The organism is uncultured Zoogloea sp. (genome assembly GCF_937894855.1).
GTDB lineage: Bacteria > Pseudomonadota > Gammaproteobacteria > Burkholderiales > Rhodocyclaceae > Zoogloea > Zoogloea oryzae.
In genome coordinates, this window is sequence record NZ_CALAYQ010000192.1 from 1 (window position 1) to 22,161 (window position 22,161).

General features: G+C 69.5%; 20 protein-coding genes. 11 read left to right on the forward strand and 9 right to left on the reverse strand.

What is annotated here, in order from left to right; genetic code table 11:
• Positions 1 to 228 precede the first annotated feature (228 nt).
• The 8 genes from ureA to Q0672_RS20750 all read left to right on the forward strand — a co-directional run bounded on the left by ureA (position 229) and on the right by Q0672_RS20750 (position 6,645).
• Entirely contained in the window at positions 229 to 531 is a 303-nt protein-coding gene (ureA, locus tag Q0672_RS20715) for an urease subunit gamma (protein WP_298625383.1), read from the forward strand.
• Between the two features lie 9 nt (positions 532 to 540).
• Positions 541 to 846, forward strand: coding sequence for an urease subunit beta (locus tag Q0672_RS20720; protein ID WP_298625386.1), 306 nt, complete (start codon positions 541 to 543; stop codon positions 844 to 846).
• 252 nt (positions 847 to 1,098) lie between these two features.
• Positions 1,099 to 2,799 carry an urease subunit alpha gene (gene ureC / locus Q0672_RS20725; protein ID WP_298625389.1) on the forward strand — a complete coding sequence of 567 codons (1,701 nt, stop codon included), beginning with the start codon at positions 1,099 to 1,101 and terminating at the stop codon, positions 2,797 to 2,799.
• A 127-nt stretch (positions 2,800 to 2,926) separates the two neighbouring features.
• Positions 2,927 to 3,403, forward strand: coding sequence for an urease accessory protein UreE (gene ureE / locus Q0672_RS20730; protein ID WP_298625392.1), 477 nt, complete (start codon positions 2,927 to 2,929; stop codon positions 3,401 to 3,403).
• A gap of 11 nt (positions 3,404 to 3,414) precedes the next feature.
• Positions 3,415 to 4,098, forward strand: coding sequence for an urease accessory protein UreF (locus tag Q0672_RS20735; protein ID WP_153160250.1), 684 nt, complete (start codon positions 3,415 to 3,417; stop codon positions 4,096 to 4,098).
• Between the two features lies 1 nt (position 4,099).
• Positions 4,100 to 5,464 (forward strand): patatin-like phospholipase family protein, encoded by a 1,365-nt coding sequence (locus Q0672_RS20740; protein ID WP_298625395.1) that lies wholly within the window; start codon positions 4,100 to 4,102, stop codon positions 5,462 to 5,464.
• The gene (gene ureG / locus Q0672_RS20745) at positions 5,461 to 6,075 is read left to right on the forward strand and encodes an urease accessory protein UreG (RefSeq protein WP_298625398.1); all 615 of its coding nucleotides are present in this window, start codon (positions 5,461 to 5,463) and stop codon (positions 6,073 to 6,075) included. The genes Q0672_RS20740 and ureG overlap by 4 nt, the downstream gene beginning before the upstream one ends.
• Before the next feature lie 123 nt (positions 6,076 to 6,198).
• A complete protein-coding gene (locus Q0672_RS20750) occupies positions 6,199 to 6,645 on the forward strand; it encodes a MaoC family dehydratase (RefSeq protein ID WP_153160247.1) in 447 nt (148 codons plus the stop codon).
• Between the two features lie 3 nt (positions 6,646 to 6,648).
• On the opposite strand, the gene Q0672_RS20755 is transcribed toward Q0672_RS20750, so the two are convergent.
• The 8 genes from Q0672_RS20755 to Q0672_RS20790 all read right to left on the reverse strand — a co-directional run bounded on the left by Q0672_RS20755 (position 6,649) and on the right by Q0672_RS20790 (position 14,975).
• Positions 6,649 to 7,596: an alpha/beta fold hydrolase gene (locus tag Q0672_RS20755; protein ID WP_298625402.1), complete on the reverse strand. Its 948-nt coding sequence runs from the start codon at positions 7,594 to 7,596 to the stop codon at positions 6,649 to 6,651.
• Positions 7,597 to 7,698: 102 nt separating this feature from the next.
• Positions 7,699 to 9,813, reverse strand: a complete 2,115-nt coding sequence (locus tag Q0672_RS20760; RefSeq protein WP_298625405.1) for a 4Fe-4S binding protein — start codon at positions 9,811 to 9,813, stop codon at positions 7,699 to 7,701.
• A 15-nt stretch (positions 9,814 to 9,828) separates the two neighbouring features.
• Positions 9,829 to 10,326 carry an SRPBCC family protein gene (locus Q0672_RS20765; protein ID WP_298625408.1) on the reverse strand — a complete coding sequence of 166 codons (498 nt, stop codon included), beginning with the start codon at positions 10,324 to 10,326 and terminating at the stop codon, positions 9,829 to 9,831.
• 30 nt (positions 10,327 to 10,356) lie between these two features.
• Positions 10,357 to 10,992, reverse strand: coding sequence for a response regulator transcription factor (locus Q0672_RS20770; protein WP_298625410.1), 636 nt, complete (start codon positions 10,990 to 10,992; stop codon positions 10,357 to 10,359).
• The gene (locus Q0672_RS20775; protein WP_298625412.1) at positions 10,989 to 12,446 is read right to left on the reverse strand and encodes an ATP-binding protein; all 1,458 of its coding nucleotides are present in this window, start codon (positions 12,444 to 12,446) and stop codon (positions 10,989 to 10,991) included. Before Q0672_RS20775 ends, Q0672_RS20770 begins: the two co-directional genes overlap by 4 nt.
• Positions 12,443 to 13,252 carry an energy transducer TonB gene (locus Q0672_RS20780; RefSeq protein ID WP_298625415.1) on the reverse strand — a complete coding sequence of 270 codons (810 nt, stop codon included), beginning with the start codon at positions 13,250 to 13,252 and terminating at the stop codon, positions 12,443 to 12,445. Before Q0672_RS20780 ends, Q0672_RS20775 begins: the two co-directional genes overlap by 4 nt.
• A complete protein-coding gene (locus Q0672_RS20785; protein ID WP_298625418.1) occupies positions 13,249 to 14,199 on the reverse strand; it encodes a quinoprotein relay system zinc metallohydrolase 1 in 951 nt (316 codons plus the stop codon). Before Q0672_RS20785 ends, Q0672_RS20780 begins: the two co-directional genes overlap by 4 nt.
• Positions 14,196 to 14,975: a quinoprotein dehydrogenase-associated SoxYZ-like carrier gene (locus Q0672_RS20790; RefSeq protein WP_298625421.1), complete on the reverse strand. Its 780-nt coding sequence runs from the start codon at positions 14,973 to 14,975 to the stop codon at positions 14,196 to 14,198. The genes Q0672_RS20785 and Q0672_RS20790 overlap by 4 nt, the downstream gene beginning before the upstream one ends.
• A 204-nt stretch (positions 14,976 to 15,179) precedes the next feature.
• Here Q0672_RS20790 and Q0672_RS20795 point away from each other — a divergent pair, with 204 nt between their 5' ends.
• Positions 15,180 to 15,428 carry a hypothetical protein gene (locus Q0672_RS20795; protein WP_153160241.1) on the forward strand — a complete coding sequence of 83 codons (249 nt, stop codon included), beginning with the start codon at positions 15,180 to 15,182 and terminating at the stop codon, positions 15,426 to 15,428.
• Between the two features lie 17 nt (positions 15,429 to 15,445).
• On the forward strand, positions 15,446 to 17,212 hold the full coding sequence (locus Q0672_RS20800) for a PQQ-dependent methanol/ethanol family dehydrogenase (protein ID WP_298625426.1): 1,767 nt from the start codon (positions 15,446 to 15,448) through the stop codon (positions 17,210 to 17,212).
• Between the two features lie 124 nt (positions 17,213 to 17,336).
• On the opposite strand, the gene putA is transcribed toward Q0672_RS20800, so the two are convergent.
• A complete protein-coding gene (gene putA, locus Q0672_RS20805; protein ID WP_298625428.1) occupies positions 17,337 to 20,984 on the reverse strand; it encodes a bifunctional proline dehydrogenase/L-glutamate gamma-semialdehyde dehydrogenase PutA in 3,648 nt (1,215 codons plus the stop codon).
• A gap of 138 nt (positions 20,985 to 21,122) precedes the next feature.
• Here putA and Q0672_RS20810 point away from each other — a divergent pair, with 138 nt between their 5' ends.
• Positions 21,123 to 21,935, forward strand: coding sequence for an SDR family oxidoreductase (locus Q0672_RS20810; protein ID WP_298625431.1), 813 nt, complete (start codon positions 21,123 to 21,125; stop codon positions 21,933 to 21,935).
• The last annotated feature ends 226 nt before the right edge of the window (positions 21,936 to 22,161 follow it).

Sequence of the window (22,161 nt, forward strand, 5' to 3'; positions counted from 1 at the left end):
GGGACATGGCAGCAAAACACCCTATCGGGGTGTCCGAAAATACTTGACCACTACAGGGAGTGGGTAACAGGAAATGGGGGTGCGGTGCTTCACCACGCTCTTTTGCCTCACCAACCTCCCAAAATCCTGCCCATCACCCAACCGACCAAGCCCGGTTCACTTACCAACTCCATAGCACCTACGGCCCACTACCCACTACCCATTACCTACTTCCCATACGGAACCATCATGGAACTGACCCCCCGCGAGAAAGACAAGCTCCTGATCTTTACCGCCGGCCTGCTGGCCGAGCGGCGCAAGGCCCGGGGGCTCAAGCTCAACTACCCGGAGGCGGTGGCCTACATCAGCGCCGCCATCCTCGAGGGCGCCCGCGACGGCCGCACCGTGGCCGAGCTGATGAACTACGGCACCACGCTGCTCACCCGTGCCGACGTGATGGACGGCGTGCCCGAGATGATCCCCGAGATCCAGGTGGAAGCCACCTTCCCGGACGGCACCAAGCTGGTCACCGTCCATCAGCCGATTGTGTAAGGAGCGACCATGATCCCCGGTGAAATCGATCCGCTGGACGGCGAGCTTGAGCTCAACGTCGGCCGCGCCACCCTGACCCTCGTGGTCGCCAACACCGGCGACCGCCCGATCCAGGTGGGCTCCCACTACCACTTTGCGGAGACCAATACCGCGCTCAGTTTCGACCGTGCCGCGGCCCGGGGCCATCGCCTCAACATCGCCGCCGGCACCGCCGTGCGCTTCGAGCCCGGCCAGACCCGCACCGTCGAGCTGGTCGCCCTGGCCGGCGATCGCAAGGTGTTCGGCTTCAACGGCCAGGTGATGGGAGCGCTTTGAACATGCGGGCTTGCACGGCTTTTGGTGCAGTCGCTTCCGGGCAGCACGGGTTTTCCGCAGGTCGGCCTGCAGGTCGGCCTGTAGGTCGGACTTCAGTCCGACACCGCTTGCTCGATCACCCCCGGATTTTCCTGGGCGGTCGCGTCGGACTGAAGTCCGACCTACAGTCCTGCGGGCTGGAACCCGCGGGTGGCCGACGCAACGCGCTTCCGGCTGCAGCCGGCATTCCCCACGGTTTTCTGGAGTCCTGATATGGCAAAGATTTCGCGCCGCGCCTACGCGGAAATGTTCGGCCCCACCGTGGGCGACCGGGTGCGCCTCGCCGACACCGAGCTGTGGATCGAGGTGGAGAAGGACTTCACCATCTACGGTGAAGAGGTCAAGTTTGGCGGCGGCAAGGTGATCCGCGACGGCATGGGCCAGGGCCAGCGCCTGGCCGCCGAGGTGGCGGATACCGTCATCACCAACGCGCTCATCCTCGACCACTGGGGCATCGTCAAGGCCGACATCGGCCTCAAGCACGGGCGTATCAGCGCCATCGGCAAGGCCGGCAACCCGGACATCCAGCCCGGCGTCACCATCGCCATCGGCGCCGCCACCGAGGTGATCGCCGGCGAGGGGATGATCGTCACCGCCGGCGGCATCGACACCCACATCCACTTCATCTGCCCCCAGCAGATCGAAGAGGCGCTGATGAGCGGCGTCACCACCATGATCGGCGGCGGCACCGGCCCGGCCACCGGCACCTACGCCACCACCTGCACGCCGGGGCCGTGGCACATCGCCCGCATGCTGCAGGCGGCGGATGCCTTTCCGATGAACCTGGGCTTCCTGGGCAAGGGCAACGCCAGCCTGCCGGGGCCGCTCGCCGAGCAGGTCGAGGCCGGCGTGATCGGGCTCAAGCTCCACGAAGACTGGGGCACCACGCCCGCCGCCATCGACGCCTGCCTGAGTGTGGCCGAGGAGATGGACGTGCAGGTGGCGATCCACTCCGACACCCTCAACGAATCCGGCTTTGTCGAGACGACCGCCGCCGCCTTCAAGGGCCGCACCATCCACACCTTCCATACCGAAGGCGCGGGTGGCGGCCACGCGCCGGACATCGTCAAGCTGGCGGGCCTGCCCAACGTGCTGCCCAGCTCCACCAACCCGACCCGGCCCTACACCATCAACACCATCGACGAGCACCTGGACATGCTGATGGTGTGCCACCACCTCGACCCGGCCATCGCCGAGGATGTGGCCTTCGCCGAATCCCGCATCCGCCGCGAGACCATCGCCGCCGAAGACATCCTCCACGACATCGGCGCGCTGTCGATGTTCTCGTCCGATTCCCAGGCCATGGGCCGGGTGGGCGAGGTGGTCATCCGCACCTGGCAGACGGCCCACAAGATGAAGGTGCAGCGCGGCGCGCTGGGCAGCGACAGCGCCCGCAGCGACAACTTCCGCGCCAAACGCTACATCGCCAAATACACCATCAACCCGGCCATCGCCCACGGCATCAGCCATGTGGTCGGCTCGGTCGAGGTGGGCAAGCTGGCCGATCTGGTGATCTGGAAGCCAGCCTTCTTCGGCGTCAAGCCGAGCCTGATCCTCAAGGGCGGGATGATCGCCGCCGCCGCGATGGGCGACGCCAACGCCTCCATCCCCACGCCCCAGCCGGTGCATTACAAGCCCATGTTCGGCGCCTTCGCCGGCGGGCTGAAGACCTCGCTGACCTTCGTGTCCCAGGCGTCCCTCGCCAGCGGCGCGCTGGATGGCCTCGGCCTCGTCAAGCCACTCGAAGCCGTGCGCGGCATCCGCAGCGTCACCAAGGCCTCGATGATCCACAACGACTGGCAGGGCGAGATCAGCGTCGATCCCGAAACCTACGAGGTCCGCGCCGACGGCCAGCTCCTCACCTGCGAACCCGCCAGCGTGCTGCCGATGGCGCAGCGGTATTTCCTTTTTTGAGCAAGTGATGCCCTGTAGGTCGGACTTCAGTCCGACACCGGGGATGGTTTGTCGGACTGAAGTCCGACCTACAGCCCGACCTACAGGTCCGACCGATAAGTCTGAGCTAGATGAGATTGTCTGACCGATGCTGCTGATCGAAACCCTCTACACCGGCGACGCCGCCCCGACCGCGCGCCTCACCCTCAACTTCGACGCCCGTACCAAGAGCCGCCTGCGCACCCAGCTGGCGGATGGCGATGAGGTGGGCCTGTTCCTGCCCCGGGGCACCATCCTGCGCGGTGGCGACCGCCTGCTGGCGGCCGACGGGCGGATCGTCGAGGTGGTCGCGGCGCCCGAAGACCTGATCGAGGCCCGCTGCGCCGACGCCTTCGCGCTGGCCCGCGCCGCCTATCACCTGGGCAACCGCCATGTGGCGGTGCAGGTGGGCGCCAGCTGGCTGCGCATTCAGGCCGACCACGTGCTGGAAACCATGCTCACCGGCCTCGGCGCCGAGGTTGCCAGCCTCACCGCCCCCTTCGAGCCCGAAGCCGGCGCCTACGCCCACGGCCATCACCATGCCGAGCGCGGGGCGACCGAAGCGAAGATCCACCAGTACAAGTGACGGGCGCCGGCATGAGCCTCGCCCTGGTCCGCCTGCTGCAGCTCACCAGCCCCACCTTGCCGGTGGGCGCCTACACCTATTCCCAGGGGCTGGAGTTCGCCATCGACTCGGGCCTCGTCAAGACCGAAGCCCAGGTGGGCGAGTGGATCGACGACGCCCTCGCCGGCGCGGTGGGCGGCTTCGAGCTGCCGCTGCTGGCGCGCTTGATGGAAGCCTGGGCGGCTGGCGACGACGCCCGGGTGGCCGAGCTCAACGCCCTGTGCCTCGCCAGCCGCGAGACCGCCGAGCTGCGCGCCGAGACTGTCCAGATGGGCTACTCGCTGGTCCGCCTGCTGGTGGATCTGCCGGCCTTCGCGGGCCTGCCCGGCTGGGCGGCGCGGCTGCGGGCGTTGGAAGACCCGGCCTTTCCGGTGGCCTGGGCGGCGGCGGCGGTGGCCTGGCAGGTCGAGCCCGGGCCGGCGATCAGCGGCTACGCCTGGGCGTGGATCGAGAACATGGTGATGGCCGCGGTCAAGGCCGTGCCCCTCGGGCAGGCCGCCGGCCAGCGCCTGCTGTCCGATCTGGCCGCCCGGGTGCCGGACCGCGTGGCTGCCGCGCTGGTGCTGGCGCCAGAAGACTGGTCCAATTTCCAGCCCGGCCTCGCCATCGCCAGCAGCCGCCACGAAACCCAGTATTCGCGACTCTTCCGCTCCTGAGATGCCCCCATCGACCAAGAAATCGCCCAGAACCTCCCGAAAGGCGTCCGCCGACGTGCCGCGCCTCGCCATCGCCTGCCAGGGCGGCGGCGCCCACACGGCCTTCACCGCCGGCGCGCTGGCCTACCTGTTCCTCTCCTTCGAGCACTTCCGGCGCATCGGTGAGGAAGGCCGGTGGTTCGACCTGCTGGGCCTCTCGGGTACCTCTGGCGGGGCGATCACTGCGGCGATGGCGTGGAGCGATCCAGGCGACGACAGCTGGGCCGAAGGCGCTCGCCGGGTGCTGCGCTACTGGAACCGCAACAAGGCCAGCCTCAGCATTCAGGACAAACTGCCGATCTGGTGGGGCGAGTACTTCACCAACGCCGCCACCCAGTGGGCGATGGGCCTGCAGCGCTGGCTGCCGTCAGTGAGTACGCCTCCGTCGCCCTTTGCGTCGTCGCTGGTGCAGAGCCGGATGAAGGACGACATGCGCGCCGTGGTGGACTTGCCCGATCAGGCCGATCGCTTCTTTGGCCGCAAGGGCATCGATCTCTTCGTGGGCGCGGTGGATGTCGTCAATCCGGGCGGTGAGCCCCAGACGGCTTTCCGCACCTTTCCCGACCAGCCCGAGCTGGGCCTGCGCCTCGACGAGCTGCTGGCCAGCGCCTGCATTCCCGAACTCTTCATCGCCACCCCGCTGACCCTCGAGGAAGATCAGGGCAGCGATCTTGGGCCGCGCGTCTTCTGGGACGGCCTGTATTCCCAGAACCCGCCGATCAACGATTTCTTCGACGGCCGCAGCCGCGACTGCAAGCCCGACCTGCTGTGGGTGGTGCAGATCAACCCCAACACCTACGATGGCGGCACTGCCGGCCCGCTGACCCCGGACGAGCAGGCCGACCGGCGCAACGAGCTGGCCGGCAACCTTTCGCTGGGGCAGGAGCTCCGGGCCATCGACCGGGTGAACCGCATCGCCGAACAGCTCGGCAGCGTGCGCCGGCTGCCGGAAGGGCTTGCCGCCTACAAGCCAGTGACGGTGTGCTTCATCCGCCTTGCGACCCGCGAGGACGGCCCGCTGGCGCGCTTTCCGCTCGACTACGCCTCCAAGCTCAACCGCGATCCGGCCTTCATCGATGCGCTCATCGCGGAAGGCATCCGCGCCGCCCACGAGGCCGCCGCCGCCGGCGAACTGGTGGCGCCGCATCGCAGCATGAAGCACAAGTGCGAGATCTACCCCGACCCGGACTGGCCCACGCCGGCCAGCCTTGCCGAACTGCTCGACGATGCCGGACTGGCCAGCCAGTGGCGCCGGCTGGTGAGCTCCCTGCCCGAACCCTCAATCCCATCCAGATCCACCCAAGATCAGACCAAGGAAGCTCCATGAAAGGCCAACCCCTGCGCGTCGGCATCGGCGGCCCCGTCGGTTCCGGCAAGACTGCCCTGACCCTCGCCCTGTGCCGCGCCCTGCGCGAAAAATACGACCTCGCCGTGGTCACCAACGACATCTACACCGCCGAGGATGCCCAGTTTCTGGTGCGCAACGAGGCCCTGGCCCCCGAGCGCATCATCGGCGTCGAAACCGGCGGCTGCCCCCACACCGCGATCCGCGAGGACGCGTCGATCAACCTGGAGGCCGTCGATCGCCTGATCCGCCTGTTCCCCGATGTCGAGCTGATCTTCGTCGAATCCGGCGGCGACAACCTGGCGGCCACCTTCTCGCCGGAGCTGTCGGACCTCACCCTCTACGTGATCGACGTCTCCGCCGGCGACAAGATCCCGCGCAAGGGCGGGCCGGGCATCACCAAGAGCGACCTGCTCGTCATCAACAAGATCGACCTCGCGCCGATGGTCGGCGCCTCGCTGGAGGTGATGGACCGGGACGCGAAGAAGATGCGCGGCGAGCGGCCCTTCATCTTCAGCAACCTCAAGACCGGCCAGGGGCTCGACGAGATCATCGCCTTCATCGAAAAGCAGGGCCTGCTGGCGGCGGGCTGAACGCGCGCGGCGTCAAAAACGTCACGCTTTTTGCGGTATGCTGCCGGGGCGCCTCATGCCGGCAGCGTTCCGGCCCGGGAGCGCCATGCGTCTCAGACCACCAACATGCATAAGGGAACAGCAATGAGCGAACAGAACAACAATTTCGAAGAGTTCTACGGCTACAAGTTCGAGGAACTGTCCGTCGGCCAGAGCGCCGTCTATGCCCGCACCGTGACCGAAGCCGACATCCTGATGTTTGCCGGCGTCTCCGGTGACTACAACCCGGTGCACATCAACGAAGAACTGGCTGCCTCCACCATGTTCGGTGGCCGCATCGCCCACGGCATGCTGTCGGCCGGCTTCATCTCCACCGTGCTCGGCACCAAGCTGCCCGGCCCCGGCGCGATCTACCTGGCCCAGACCCTGAAGTTCAAGGCCCCGGTGAAGATCGGCGACACCGTCGTGACCCGCTGCACCATCAAGGAACTCGTGCCCGAGAAGCGCAAGGTCAAGTTCGACACCATCTGCACCGTCCGCGGCAAGCCCGTGGTCGAAGGCGAAGCCGACATCATGGTGCCGGCCCGCTGAGCATCAGTTTGCGGCAGGGCGCCTGAGCGCTCCGCCGGACGGTTCTGCAAGAAACGCCCCGCCTGTCTGCGGGGCGTTTTCTTTGGTGCTTTCGGGGCCAAGGCTGCTGTCGAGGAAGCGGACGACATCGGCCAGCACCCGGTCGAGATCCTGGCAGTCGTCGTGACCGCCCGTCAGGATGCGCAGCTCGACGCCGTCGTGGGCCCGGTTGGCGTGAATCTCGCGGGCTTCGGCCACCGGCACCGTTGCGTCGTCGCTGCCGTGGGCGATCAGCACCGGACAGCGTATCTGCCGGATGGTGTGGCAGGGGGCGATGTCGTTGAAGCGATGGCCGATCGTGCGTTGTACGTACCACAGGATCAGTTGCCCGAAGGGCCAGCGGGGAATGCCCTTGCTGTCGAGCCAGCGCTCCATCATCCGCGCCGGGTGGGCAAATGCCGCGAGGCTCACGATGGCCGAGAGCGCGGGTCGGCGTGCCGCGACGAGCAGGGCCGCCGCCGCGCCGACCGAGTGACCGATGGCGGCCAGGCGTCGGGCGTCCACGTCCGGTTGTCGGGCCAGCCAGTCGAGGGCGTGCTCCAGGTCTTCGGCAAAGCGCGGCAGGGAGGCGAAATCGTCGTCGTCGCTGCTGCCGTGACAGCGCGCGTCGAAGAGCAGCACGCCATGCCCCGCCAGATGCAGTGGGGCGGCGAGCGGCAGCATGGTCTCCGCGTTGCCGCCCCAGCCGTGCAGCACGGCGACCGCTGACGCGGGCGTGGCGCCGCGAGGGGGCATGTACCAGGCGTGGAGTGTCCTGCCCCGCACGGTTGGAATCCGGACGGTCTGCCATGGCAGATCCGTCGGCTGTCCCGATTCCCGCAGCCGGGGTGCGGCGAGCCCGCGGCGGACCAGCATCGGGAACAGGAAGACGGCGAGCGCTCCCAACGTGACGAGGAGCAGGGCGAAGGGCATTGGACGCAGGGCGGTTCGATGTAAATCAGCGGTGGCTAATGTACGGGCTTTCGACGCGAGCGCCTAGCACGACGCATCCGCGGGCGGCTCAGGGCGATGGCTTCAGCGTCGCGTCGCGGCGGCGCGTTTGCGGTACAGCATGATCGGCGCGCAGCGGTTTTCGTCGTGGTAGATGCCCACGCAGTCGAGGCACTGGAAGCAGCGGTCGTAGCGGATGGCGCCGGATTTCTCGATGGCGTCGTAGGTGCAGCGGTGGCGGCAGGTCTGGCAGGGCTGGCCGCATTCGGTGCGGCGGGGCAACCAGTCGAGGATGCGCAGCTTGCCGCCGAGGGTCATCGCCGCGCCCAGCGGGCACAGGTAGCGGCAGAAGAACTTGTAATACACGCCGCCCAGCACCAGCAGCAGCACCGCCCAGGCCACGAAGGGCCAGCTCCGGTCGAAGCCGACGGTGATGGCGGTCTTGAAGGGCTCGATCTCGACGCCTTTCTCGGCCAGCTGCGGGGCGAAGGCCGCGGCGGCCACCAGGGCGGCGAGCACGGCGTAGCGGCTCTTCTCGAGCGCATCGCCCAGCCGCGGCGGAAGCCGGCGCTCGGGCAGGCGCAGCAGGCGGGCGAGGTGGGCGGCGAACTCCTGCAGCGCGCCAAAGGGGCACAGCCAGCCGCAGAAGGTGCCGCGCCCCCACACCACGAAGCTCACCAGCGTGAAGGCGATGAGGAGCAGGCTCACCGGGTCGTACAGGAAGCTCTTGAGCCCCGCGCCGGCGGCCAGCGACTTGACCGCGCCGGTGATCTGCACGATCGACAGCTGCCCCTGGGCGTACCAGCCCAGATAGCCGAGGGTGAAGGCCAGAAAGCCCAGCCGGAACACCCGCAGGCGCGATGCCGACACCGACATCCAGCGCGGCCGGGCGAGCACCACCGACAGGACGAGCAGCGCCGCGCCGATCACCGCGAGTTCGGTGGCGCGATCCTTCCAGGCGATCAGCCAGTCGGGCAGCGGGGCGGGCGGACGATGGAACAGCCCGGCTGGCGGCTGGTAATCCAGGACGGCGCTGCGCTGGGTGATGACCGGCAGCATCGAGCCCTTGGCGCGGGTCAGGGTCAGCTCGAAGCGCACCGGGCTGGCCGGGTCGACGCCCGACATGGGCGGCACCCGCAGCACCAGCGCGGCGTTGAGGGGCGGGGCGCCGGCGGGCGGGGCGGGGGCGATGTCCAGGTCGCGCAGCTCCACCGGACCGCCGTCCTGGCTGAAGGCGAGGCGCGGCGGCACGGTGCCGCGGGTGAAGGCGTCGTCGACAAAGGCGTCGCGGCCGCCGGTGGCCACCCACCAGGCGTGCTGGCCGGGCTCGAGACGGCGCATCAGGTCGGCGTGGCCGGCGTCGCCGAGGATCGCCCGGCCGATGGTGGGCGCGTTGAGGTAGGCCACGTAGAGGTCGACGAAGGTGGCGTCGGGCCGGGCCAGGGCGTCCGCGTCGACGCCAGCCCCTTCGCTGCCGGCGAAGCGCTGCTCCACGTCGGCGTTGGTCAGGTGCAGCCGCCCGATGGCGCCGCTTTCCACCAGCCGGGCGAAGCTGCGTGGCTCGAAGACGTCCGGCCGCACCTCGGCGGGCGGCGCCTTGTTGGCGGGGGCGGCAAAGCCCAGCCGGGCGCGGGCGACGGCCAGGGCCGAGGTGAGCACGCTCTGATTGACGATGCGCACCGAGGCGGTGGCCTTGCTCACCCCGTCCAGCACCACCCGGTTGCCGCCCGCGCCGGCGCGGGTGTTGCCGTAGAGGCTGGAGACGGTGATCTCCTGCTTGAGGCTCTTGCCTTCGTACTGGCGCAGGAAGTCCTTCAGCGGTTCTTCGCCCAGGCCCGAGAGGAAGACCGGCTCGTGCTGGCGCAGCAGCTCGACGCCCAGGAAGTTGCCACGTCGGTCGATGGTGACCAGCAGGTTGAGGGGCGTGCCCTCGAAGCCCGGAATGGGCGCGAGGTCGATGGATTCAAAGGCGTAGGCGACCGGGCCGGCTTCGGGCTCCAGCTCGCTGGTGATCGGCCAGGCGGGGATGTCCCGGAGCTTGTCGCCCACATGGAGCGGCGGCTGGATGCGCCGGGCCATGTCGGCCTGGGTAAGGTCGCCCGCCTGTGTGGGCAGGCCCAGGCAGGCAAGGGAGAGGAGGACGAGACACTGGAGGGCGCCGATGGCGGCCCGGTGCAGCAGACTTCGGGCGGAGACCATCGGCGCGGGCGCTGCTTACTTGGCTTCGAGCTGCTGCTTGAGGGCGTCGAGGCCGCTGGTGTAGATGCCGCGCACGGCGTTCTTGGCGGTGGCGGTGTCAGCGCCCTTGGCCTTGAAGGTGGACGACCATTCGACGCGGCTGCCGCCCTTGGCCGACTTGACCTTGAGAGTGGACACGTAGCCGCTCACCGGCAGCGGCGAGTCGATGATGCGGTACTTGAGCATCCGCTCGGAGTCGCGGTGATTGAGCAGCTCTTCGACCAGCTTGGCGCCGTCCTTGGTGGTGACGGTGCGCACGGCGCCACGCTTGTCCTTGTCGCCCTTGTCGAGGGTGGTGGTGGCGACGGCCGGGTGCCAGGCGAGGCTGCTGAAGTCACGCACGGTGTCCCACACCTTGGCGGGCGGAACGGCGATGTCCATGTGCTCCTGAACCTTGAGCGTGTTGCCCGCGGCAGCCGGCAGGGCGGCGCTGAGGGCGAGGATGGCGACGAAGAGGGATGCCTTGTTTTTCATGTTGTCTCCAGGGTTGGGGGTGCTGCGTGGTCAGACTTCGATCAGCCCGGCGCGAACGGCGGCCATCGCCAGTTCGGCCATGTTCTGGACGCCGAGCTTCTGCTTGATGCGGTACAGGTGGGTGCCGACGGTGTTGGGGCTGAGGTGGAAGGTGTCGGCCACCTCGGCCACCGAGTGGCCCTGGGCAAGCTGCAGGAAGACGTGGAATTCCTTGTCGGTGAGGGCTTCGGCCGGGTGCTCCGGGCGGTCGGCGCGGCGCAGCACGGCGGCGATCTCCGGGTCGATGTAGGTCTGGCCGGCGGCCACCAGGCCCACCGCGCGGAGGAGCTCGTCGGGTGCGCTGCGCTTGCACAGGTAGCCGGCGGCGCCGGCCTTGAGGGCGCGTTCGGCGGTGAGGGCGTCGGCGTGGGCCGAGGCGATCAGCACCCGGGCAGCAGGCTCGCGGGCGAGGATGCGTTCCAGCGCCGACAGGCCGCCGCAGCCGGGCATCGACAGGTCCATCACCAGCACGTCCGGGGTGTGCTCGGCGAACAGGCGCTGGGCGGCTTCGCCGCTGTCGGCCTCGGCAAGCACCCGGGCGCCGACGCCTTCGAGGAGCAGTCGGAAGCCCATCCGCACGATGGCGTGGTCGTCGGCGAGCACGAGGGTCAGGTGATCGAGTTTCATGACAGGGCGGGCTCCGGGGCGAGTCGGGTCGTGGCGTCGGTGGCAGCGGCCACCGGGGGCAGGGGCAGGCGGGCGCGGATGCGGGTGCCGCCGCCGTGGGGGCTGGCGATGTCGAGCTGGCCGTCCACCGCGGCGACCCGCTCACGCATGCCGGTGAGGCCGAAGCCGGCCTGACCCGTGGCGGGCTCGATGCCGCGGCCGTCGTCGGACACCTCGACCACCAGACCGGTTTCCTCACGCAGCAGGCGCACCCGGACGCGGCGGGCCTGGGCGTGGCGGACGATGTTGGTGCACGACTCCTGCACCACCCGGAGGGCGGTGAGGGTAATGTCGTCGGGCAGCGGATAGGGGCCGGCGAAGAGTTCGGACGACAGCTCGATGTCCGGGTGGCGGCTCTGCCATGCGGCGAGGTAGCTGCCCACGGCGTCGGCCAGGGTTTCCTCGTTGCTGCCGGCGGTGGGCGGGCGCAGGCGGGTGAGCAGGGCGCGCACGTCGTCGTGCATCCGCGAGGCCACGTCGCGGATCACCTCGGCGCTCTTGCTCACGGCGGGGTTGTCGGTGCAGCGCTGGACGATGGCGCCGGCCAGGGCGGCGACGGCGGTGATGCTCTGGCCCAGCTCGTCGTGGAGCTCGCGGGCGATGGCGCGGCGGTCGGCTTCGAGTCGTTCGGTGACGGTGCGGGCCACGGCTTGCTGCTGGGTGAGGCGGACGTTCTCGGAGACCGCGTGGTCGAGCTGGCCGGCCATGCCGTTGAAGGCCTGGGCGAGGCGGGCGAGCTCGGCGGGGCCGGTTTCGGGCAGGCGGGTGTCGAAGCGGCCCTGGCCGGCGTGGTCGAGGGCGGCCATCACGCTGCCGAGGGGGCGCAGGGCCCGGTCGAGGGCCAGCCAGCAGCCGGCGAAGAGCCCGGCCAGCGCCAGCAGGGCACGGCCGGCGGCAGCGGAGAGGTCGTCCCACAGATCCACCAGCGCCCGGGAGGCGTCGGGCTGGAGCGACAGGGTGAGCCGGCCGGCGGGAAGCTGCAGGGCCGGCATGTCGGGGCCGAGCCAATCGGCAAACCACGCGGGGGCGTCGTGGCCGGCCTTGTAGGCGGAGGGCGGCGAGCGGTACACCACGCGGCCCACCGGGTCGCGGGCTTCGAGGTGGTGGGCGCGGATGCGGCCGACGGCGGTGAGGTGGGCGATGAGGCGCTCCTCGCTCCATGCCGGGTCGCCTTCGGCGGCGCCCCGTGCTGCGGCGCCCAGCCACTGGGCGGCCACCCGGTTGGCGGCGGTGACTTCCTCGGCGATGGCGATGCGCGCGTCGCGCACCCACATGGCCGCGCCAGCCAGCACCAGGGCCGCCGCCAGGGCGGTGAGCACGAAGCTCAGGCGCAGGCGCAGGGACATGGGGCGGGGGCCGCTGCGCGACTGCCAGCCGGTGTCGTCGGGCACGGCCGTGGTGGTGGCGTTGCTCACGATGATTTCTCCAGCTTGTAGTGCACCGGGACGATCACCTGGAACTCGCGGTTCTGCAGGTTCTCGGGCGGGCGGGGAAGCGGGCCGGCAGCGGTGACCAGCTGGACGGCGTTCTGGTCGAGCACGTCGAAGCCGCTGGAGCGGACCACCTGGGTGGACACGATGGTGCCCTTGCGGGCGATGGTGATGCGCACCTGCACCTCGCCCTCCCAGCCGCGCATGGCGGCGATGCGCGGGTAGTTCTGCTGGCGGGCGAACAGGCTGGACAGGTTGCGGCCGTAGCGTTCGAGGAGGGCCGGGTCGAGGGGCTCGTCGGCGGATGGGGCGGCGTGGATGGGGGCAGCCGGCTCGGCGTGAGCGACGGTCGATGCGGCGGGGCTGGGCGGGGCGGCTTCGGCGACCACGGGGGCTGGCGCCGGCACGGCGACCGGCGCGGGCCGCGGAGTTTCGGTGCGGATCGCCGGCACGTCGGGCGCGGCGGCGCGGGTGATCACCGGTGCCGGGCGGGGGGCGGGGATGGGATCCGCCTTGGCCGGGCGGGTGATCCGCGGGGCGGGGGGCTCGACGGCCTCGACGCGGGCGACGGGTTCGGGCGCCGGGGCCGGCTGGACGACCGGGGCCGGGGCACGGAGCACCACGTTCAGGGTGGGCGGGGTGGCGTCCGGCTTGGGCAGGAGATCGTGCTGCCAGGCGAGCGCCAGCACATGCACGCCGATGGAGGCGGCGATGGCCAGCTTGAGGGGGCGGCTGATCCGCGGCGCGGGCACCTCGGGCCAGGGCATGGCGAAGGTGGGTACGGCGTTCATCGGGCAGCCTTTTCGTCCCGGGCGAGGGCGCGCTGCTCGTACGCCGGGTAGAGCTGGCCGACCGAGCGGCGGTATTCGGCCTCGGAGACGGCCAGCCGGCGGAATCCGGCGGGCAGCGGCAGTGCCAGCACCTCGGTCATGTCGAGGCCTTCTTCGGCGGACTGGCGCAGGGTCTCATCGAGCCACGCGAGCCAGGCGCGGGTCTGGCGGATCGGGGCGCTGTCGGTACTCACCGGGCCGTGGCCGGGCACGAGACGGGTGAAGGGCAGGGCTTCGAGTTTGGCGAGGGCGGCGTTCCAGGCGTCGAGGCGGGCGTGGGGCGTGGTGGGTGCGCGGTTGTTGAAGACCAGATCGCCGGCAAACAGCACGCCGGTCTGGCGGTCGAGGATGGCGAGATCGGCCTCGGTGTGGCCATCCAGGGCGAGCAGCTCGAAGCGGTGGTCGCCCAACTGCAGCGGGCCGGCGGCGAGCTGGCGGGCCGGGGCGACGGGCTCGGTGCCGGCCATCCAGTCGCCGGTGAGGCGGTACATGTTCTCGTTGAGGTTGCCGCCTTCGGTGTGAATGCCGTGGATCGTACCGGGCAGCGCGGCCAGGGTTTCCTTCGGGAAAGCCTGGTTGCCGAGGAAGTGATCGGGGTGGTGGTGGGTGTCCACCACCATCACCACCGGCTTGTCGGTGACCCGGGCGATGGCCCGGCGGAGCTGCTCGCCATAGGCCCGGCTGGGGCCGCTGTCGATCACCAGCACGCCGGCCGAGGTGACGACGAAGGCGGTGTTGACGATGTTGCCGCCGTTCTGGGTGCTGAAGTCTTCGCTGCGGCCGGTGAGCACCCAGGTGTCGGGGGCGATCTGCTCGGGGGCGAGGCCGTAGTCCATGTCGGCCGCGGCGAGCAGCAGGGCCCAGCCGAGGGCGAAGATGGCGGTGAGGGTTCGGGCGACGCGCTTCATTTTTCGATCGCTGCCGAGATGGTGTTGCCGTTGTTGTCGCGGCCGCTCACCCGGTAGCCGGTGGCGGCGCGGGCGGCGGGGATGTCTACGGTGAAGACCGGATTTTCGGACAGGGGTTCGAAACCCTCGATGTGCATCAACGGCTGGCCGGCCTCGTCGGTGAGGCGCAGGTCCTGGATGAAGAAGGCCGGGACGCCGGCGGCGAGGCCGGTGTCTTCCGGGTGGATCACCCGCAGGCGGATGCGCTCGCCGCCTTCCTTCTTGGTCCACACCCGGCTGCTCACCTCGCCGAGGCGCTTCTGCCATTCGGGCGAGGCGCTGCCGGCGGAGGGGAGGGTACAGCCGCCACCGGCGGTGTTCACCCAGGTGCCGCCCACGTGCCAGCTGCCGTCGCCGGTGCGCACCGCGGCGCGGACGGGGGACGATTGCTGGAGCTTGATCCGGAAGCCGAGCGCGGGATGGGCGCCGGTGGGCTCGAAACGTACTATTTTTACAATGGGGTTGAAGTCGGCGAAGACGACGATCTCGCGCACGTCGGTCAGCTCGCCGGCGTCGACGCTCACGGGCACGTTGAGGGCGTTCTCGGCGGTGAGCGGCGCGGTGACCTTGACCCGGCTGTCGAAGCGGACGCGGGCCTTGGCCGGGAAGAATTCCCTGCGCATGTCGCCCCAGCGGGGCGATTCCAGGGGGTCGGCCTGGGGGGCCGGGCTGGCGGGATGGGCCAGGGTGCAGACGGCGGCGAATGCCCCGGCCGCAAGGGCGTGCAGTAGTTTCAAGCTTGGTCTCCTCGTGGCGGCCTGCTCGTGGGCGGCGCGCTCTATGATGAGATGAACGGCTGCAAGCTTCGTGCCTGAGGTTGTGGCGCGGGCCGGAGGGCCTCAAACGGCGGTGGGGGATGCCGGGCGGGGGCTTCCGCTGACCGGTGGCCGTGTGCCGGCGTAACGTGTTCCGCGTCGGGCTGTTGCAGTTTGGAGCACTTGGTGAGGAATGAAGCAGCTGTATCGGGCGAATTGCCCATCAGGCCGGGGCTGGTGCAGATCATTAAAAGTTTCGTTGTTGCCAACAGCCCTTTTTATATCGGGAAATTTTCCCGAAATGCAGATTTCCGTGATGCGGCCGCGTTGATGGCACGGCTTTTGCGGATTGACCGTGCTGCGTACTCGGGCGTGGCCGGGAGGTGGCCCGTCCGTCGTGTGCTTCAGCACCTTCTCGAAGGAGACATTCAATGATCCAAAGGAGCAAAAATATGAAAAAGCCGTTTGCGATGTCGATCATCGCTGCAGCGCTGATGGTTGCTGGCGCCGCCCAGGCGAAGGAAGTCACCGACGCCGACATCCTCAACGATGCGAAGACCACCGGCGACGTCGTTCATTTCGGCCTTGGCCAGCAGGGTCAGCGTTTCAGCACGCTGGACAAGATCAACACCAAGACCGTCAAGAACCTGGTTCCGGTCTGGTCGTTCTCCTTTGGCGGCGAGAAGCAACGCGGCCAGGAATCCCAGCCGCTGGTGCACGACGGCAAGATGTTCGTGACGGCCTCCTACAGCCGCATCTTTGCCCTCGACGCCAAGACCGGCAAGAAGCTGTGGAAGTACGAGCACCGTCTGCCCGAAGGCATCATGCCGTGCTGTGACGTGATCAACCGCGGCGCCGCGCTTTACGACAACCTGGTGATCTTCGCCACCCTCGACGCCCAGCTCGTGGCCCTGAACAAGGACACCGGCAAGGTTGTCTGGAAGGACAAGATCGACGACTACGCTGCCGGCTACTCTGCCACGGCGGCTCCGCTGATCGTCAAGGGCCTGGTCATTACCGGCGTGTCCGGTGGCGAGTTCGGCGTGCAGGGCCGCATGGAAGCCCGCGATGCCAAGACCGGCAAGATGGTCTGGATGCGTCCGACCGTTGAAGGCCACATGGGCTACAAGTGGGTGAATGGCGAGAAGGTCGAGAACGGCATCTCCGGCACCCTCAACGCCACCTGGACCGGCGACCTGTGGAAGACCGGCGGCGCGGCCACCTGGAACGGCGCCACCTACGATCCCGACACCAACCTGGTCTTCGCCGGCACCGGCAACCCGGCTCCGTGGAACAGCCACCTGCGCCCCGGCGACAACCTGTTCTCCTCCGCCACCGTGGCCATCGACCCGGATACCGGCAAGATCGTCTGGCACTACCAGACCACCCCGCACGACGGCTGGGACTTCGACGGTGTGAACGAATTCGTCTCCTTCGACTACAAGGACCCGAAGACCGGCAAGATCATCAAGGCGGGTGGCAAGGCTGACCGTAACGGCTTCTTCTTCGTGCTCGACCGTACCAACGGCAAGCCGCTGAACATCTTCCCCTTCGTCAAGGACATCACCTGGGCCAAGGGCTTCGACATGAACACCGGCCGTCCGATCTACGTGGACGAGAACCGCCCGGGCGATCCGTCCGGCAGCGCCGATGGCAAGAAGGGCAAGAGCGTTACGGCTGCTCCGTCCTTCCTGGGCGGCAAGAACCAGCAGCAGATCGCCTACAACCCGCAGACCGGCCTGTTCTACGTGCCGGCCAACGAGTGGGCGATGGACATCTGGAACGAGCCGGTCTCGTACAAGCGCGGCGCCGCCTACCTGGGTGCGGGCTTCACCATCAAGGCCCTGCACGACGACTACATCGGCGCGCTGCGCGCGGTTGATCCGGTCTCGGGCAAGATCGTCTGGGAAAACAAGAACTTCGCTCCCCTGTGGGGCGGCGTGCTGACCACCGCCGGCAACCTGACCTTCTACGGTACCCCCGAAGGCTACCTGAAGGCGCTGGACGCCAAGACCGGCAAGGAAGTCTGGTCCTTCCAGACCGGCTCCGGCGTGGTGGCTCCCCCGGTTACCTGGATGGAGAACGGCGAGCAGTACGTTGCCGTGGTGTCCGGCTGGGGCGGTGCGGTTCCCCTGTGGGGTGGCGATGTGGCCCGTCGCGTGAACTTCCTGGAGCAGGGCGGTTCCGTGTGGGTGTTCAAGCTGCACAACGGCAAGTAATCCCGTTTGGGAGTAGGTGGCCCGGAACATCGGGCCGCCTGGTTGCGGAAGCGGCACGGATGCGAAAGCGTCCGTGCCGTTTTTTTTTGACTGTTGGCGTCAGGCAGGGCGGCGACAGGGGTGTTCAGACGGCGAGGGTCATCAGGCTCGTGTTGCCGCCGGCCGCGGCGGTGTTGATCGACACGGCCCTTTCCACCACCAGCCGGTACAGCGGGTAGCGCCCGTCGGGCCCCGCTTCGACCAGCGGCAGGATGCGTGCCGGGTGGTCGGCAAGCCGCCGGTGCAGGTCGGTGCGGCGCTCGGGGCTGCTGGCGTGGAGCACGCCATCCACGGTGAGGATCGCGTCCTCGTCGATCTGCACGACGGCTGCGGCCAGCCCGTCCGGGAGGGCGTCGAGGGCGGCGGCGGCCACGGCGCCGTGCACCACTGCCGGCGTGTTGCCGGTGGCCAGCGCGGCGGCAAGCTGGACGAGCAGGGTGTCCCGGTCGTCGGCCACGCACAGGATCGTGCCGCGGGGCGCAAACCCCAGGGTGTTGCGTTCGCCGGTGGGGCCGGGGAGCGTTGCCCGGCAGGCCAGCGGCGAGGTGGTGGCGAAATCGGCGCAGGCTTCGGCCAGGTCGCGCAGGCCCTCGTGATGGGCCCAGGCGCGCAGCGTGTCGAAGCGGGCGAGGCGGCAGTCGTCGACGCCGCTGTCGTCCGGCGTCAGCCCGAGGGCGGCCGGCGGCACCGACAGGTCGCCCATCAGCCGCGGCAGGTAGAACGGCCCGCCGGCCTTTGGCCCGGTGCCGGATCTGCCTTCGCCGCCAAAGGGCTGCACGCCCACCACGGCGCCGATCAGGTTGCGGTTGATGTAGAGGTTGCCGGCGCGGATGCGGCGGGTGGCCAGGCCGATGCGCTCGTCGATGCGGCTGTGCATGCCGAAGGTGAGGCCGTAGCCGGTGGCGTTGATGGTGTCGATGAGTTCGTCGAGCCGGCCGGCGTGGTAGCGCAGCACGTGCAGCACGGGGCCGAAGACCTCCCGTTCCAGCTCGGCGATGCTGTCGATCTCGATGAGCGTGGGCGGCACGAAGCTGCCGGTGGCGCAGGCGTCGGGCAGCGGACACTGGATCACCCGGTGGCCGATGGTGCGCAGCCGGTCGATGTGGGCGAGGAGCGCCGCGCGGGCGGTGTCGTCGATCACCGGGCCCACGTCGGTGGAGAGCCGGGCCGGGTTGCCGATGGTGAGTTCCATCATCGCCCCGGCGAGGAGCTCGATCACCCGGTCGGCGATCTCTTCCTGCAGGCACAGCACGCGCAGGGCCGAGCAGCGCTGGCCGGCGCTGTCGAAGGCGGAGGCGAGGGCGTCCTGCACCACCTGTTCGGGCAGGGCCGAGGCGTCCACGATCATCGCGTTCTGGCCGCCAGTTTCGGCGATCAGGCGGGTGGGCGGCGCCTCAGGGGGGCGCTGGGCAAGCTGGCGGTGGATCAGCCGGGCGACTTCGGTGGAGCCGGTGAACACCACGCCGCGGATGCGCGGGTCGGCCACCAGCGCGGCGCCCACCCGTTCGCCCTGGCCGGGCAGCAGTTGCAGGGCCGCCCGGGGGACGCCGGCGGCGTGGAGCAGATGCACCGCCAGCGCGGCGGTGAGGGGCGTCTGCTCGGCGGGCTTGGCGAGCACCGGGCTGCCGGCGGCCAGCGCGGCCACCACCTCGCCGGCGAAAATCGCCAGCGGGAAGTTCCACGGGCTGATGCACACCACCGGCCCGGGCGCGGTGGCGCTGGGGGGCAGGTGTTCGATCTGGGCGGCGTAGTAGCGGCAGAAATCCACCGCCTCGCGCACCTCGGCGATGGCGTTGGCGCGGGTCTTGCCAGCTTCGCGGATGCACAGGCTGATGAACTCCGTCTGGTGGGCCTCGAAGGCGTCGGCGGCGGCGCGAAGCGCGCTGGCCCGGCGGGGTGGCGGCACGGCGTGCCAGTCGTCGGCAAAGGTGTCGGCGGCTTCCACCGCGCGGGCCACGTCGGTGAGGGTGGCTTCGAGCACCGTGCCCACCTGGTCATGCCGGTTGGCGGGGTTGGTGACCGGCAGGTAGGGGGTACCGGAGGGGGGATGGCTGGCCAGGATCGGCTCGGCGCTCCACGGGCGGCTGGCGAGGAGGGCGAGTTCGGCGTCGAGCCGGTTGATCTCGGCGTCGCTGGCGAGATCGAGCCCGGCGGAGTTGCGCCGGGTGGGCCCGAAGAGATCCTGCGGCAGCGGAATGGCCGGGTGGGGATGGCCGCCGTCCCGGTGTACCGCGTCGAGGGGGTCGGTCAGCAGGGCATCCACCGGCACGGCTTCGTCCACGATGCGATTGACGAAGGAGGTGTTGGCGCCGTTTTCCAGCAGGCGCCGCACCAGATAGGGCAGCAGGCTGGCGTGGTTGCCTACCGGCGCATAGATGCGGCAGCGCCCGCCGGGCTGGCCCGGGGTGACCACGTTATCGTAGAGGGGCTCGCCCATGCCGTGCAGGCACTGGAACTCGTATTCGGTCACGCCCCGGTCGGCGGCCATCTGCGCGACGCTGGCGAGGGTGTGGGCGTTGTGGGTGGCGAACTGGGGATAGACGCGGTCGGCCACCGCCAGCAGGCGGGCGGCACAGGCCAAGTAAGAAAGATCGGTGTGCACCTTGCGGGTGAATACCGGGTAGCCGGCGAGGCCGTCCACCTGGGCGCGCTTGATCTCGGCATCCCAGTAGGCGCCCTTGACCAGCCGGATCATGATGCGCCGGCCGTGCTCGCGCGCCAGTTCGGCCAGATGCTCGATCACGAAGGGGCAGCGCTTCTGGTAGGCCTGGACGACCACCCCGAGGCCCGTCCAGCCGGCCAGATCCGGCTCGGCGAGCAGGCGTTCGACGAGATCGAGGGAGAGTTCGAGCCGGTCGGCCTCCTCGGCGTCGATATTCACCCCGATGTTGTAGCCGCAGGCGAGCTGCATTAGCGCCACGAGGCGCGGGTAGAGCTCGTCCATCACCCGCTGGCGCTGGGCGCGACAGTAGCGGGGGTGGAGCGCCGAGAGCTTGATGGAAATGCCCGGCCCGGCGATCACCCCGCGCCCGGCGCTGGCCTTGCCGATGGCGTGGATGGCGCGCTCGTAGGCGTTGGTGTAAGCCTCGGCATCGGCGCGGGTGGCGGCGGCCTCGCCGAGCATGTCGAAGGAGTGGGTGTAGCCCTGACGGATCTTCTCTTCGCTGCGCTTGAGGGCGGTGGCGATGGTCTCGCCCATCACGAACTGCTGGCCCAGCAGGCCCATCGCAAATTCCACCCCCCGCCGGATCAGCGGCTCGCCGCCCCGGGCGATGAGCCTGGCGAGGCTGCCGCCGAGGGTGTGCTCGCTGTGGGTGGCCACCAGCTTGCCGGTGAGCATCAGCCCCCAGGTGGCGGCATTGACGAACAGGGAGTGGCTGTGGCCCAGGCGGGCGCGCCAGTCGCCCTTAACGATCTTGTCGCGGATCAGGCGGTCGCGGGTGGCCGTGTCGGGGATGCGCAGCAGGGCCTCGGCCAGGCACATCAGGGTGATGCCTTCCTGGGTCGAGAGCGAGAACTCGTGCATCAGGTTGTCCACCCCGCTGGCCCCTTCGCGCTGCTGGCGCACCGCCACCACCAGCGCCCGGGCGTGCTCGGCGACGGCGGCCCTGTCGAGGGGCACGGCGGCGAGTTCGGCGGCGAGGGCGGCAACCCGGGCCGCTTCGTCGCTGCGGCAGTGGGCGGAGATGGCGGCACGGTGGTCGGCGGCGCGGCGGTCGGGCGGGGCGTTCATGGCGCGGGCTCCTCGAACGACGATGGGGTGTGCTACAGGGGTTCGAGCGCGGCGGCGGGCGGGAGTTTCGCGACGGGCGGATAATGGCGGGCGGATTTTGCATCGTCCGTCCTTTCACCTTCTGCCTGGAGAGCACGCATGAACCGTCTGGACAACAAAGTGGCCCTGGTGACCGGGGCCGCCCGGGGTATCGGTGAGGCCATCGCCCGCGCCTTTGCCTTTGAAGGCGCCCGCTGCTACGTGAGCGACATCGACGACGCCCGAGGCCAGGCGGTGGCCGATTCGATCGGCGGCAACGCCGTCTATCTGCGCCTCGACGTGCGCGAGGAAGCCGACTGGGAGGCGGCGATGGCGCGCATCGTCGCCGAGGTCGGGCAGCTCGACGTGCTGGTGAACAACGCCGGCATCACCGGCTTCGAGACCGGCTCCGGCCCCCAGAGCCCGGAGCACGCCAGCCTGGACGACTGGCGCCGGGTGCATCACACCAACCTGGATGGCACCTTCCTGGGCTGCCGCTTCGCGATCCAGACCATGCGCGCGAAGGGCAACCCCGGGGCCATCATCAACATGTCGTCCCGCTCGGGCGTGGTGGGGGTGCCCGGGGCGGCGGCGTATGCCTCGTCGAAGGCCGGCATCCGCAACCACAGCAAGACGGTGGCCCTGTACTGCGCCGAGCAGGGGCTGCCGATCCGCTGCAACTCGGTGCATCCGGCGGCGATCCTCACCCCCATGTGGGAGCCGATGCTCGGTTCCGGCCCCGGGCGCGAGGCGCGCATGCAGGCCTTCGTGCGCGCCAACCCGGCCCGCCGCTTCGGCCGCCCGGAAGAGGTGGCGGCAGTGTGCGTGCTGCTGGCCTCGGACGAGGCGCCTTATGTGAACGGCTCCGAGCTGACCATCGACGGCGGCATCCTGGCCGGCTCGGCGGTGTCGCCGGGGGCGAGCGACGACTGAGGGCGCTTGGGGCTTTCGGCTCCCGGTTGGGAGCAATTTTGTCCGAGTCGGGACCTTTTTGCTCCCGACCGGGAGCAAAAAAGCGCCAACCCGCAAGCGTGCCTCCGCCGCCCATCGCCTCCCTGTAGGTCGGACTTCAGTCCGACATTGCGGCTTGGTCAGGCGGCTTGTCGGACTGAAGTCCGTATATGGACTCCTCCCGTTTTGCCAGCGCGAATGTTGGACA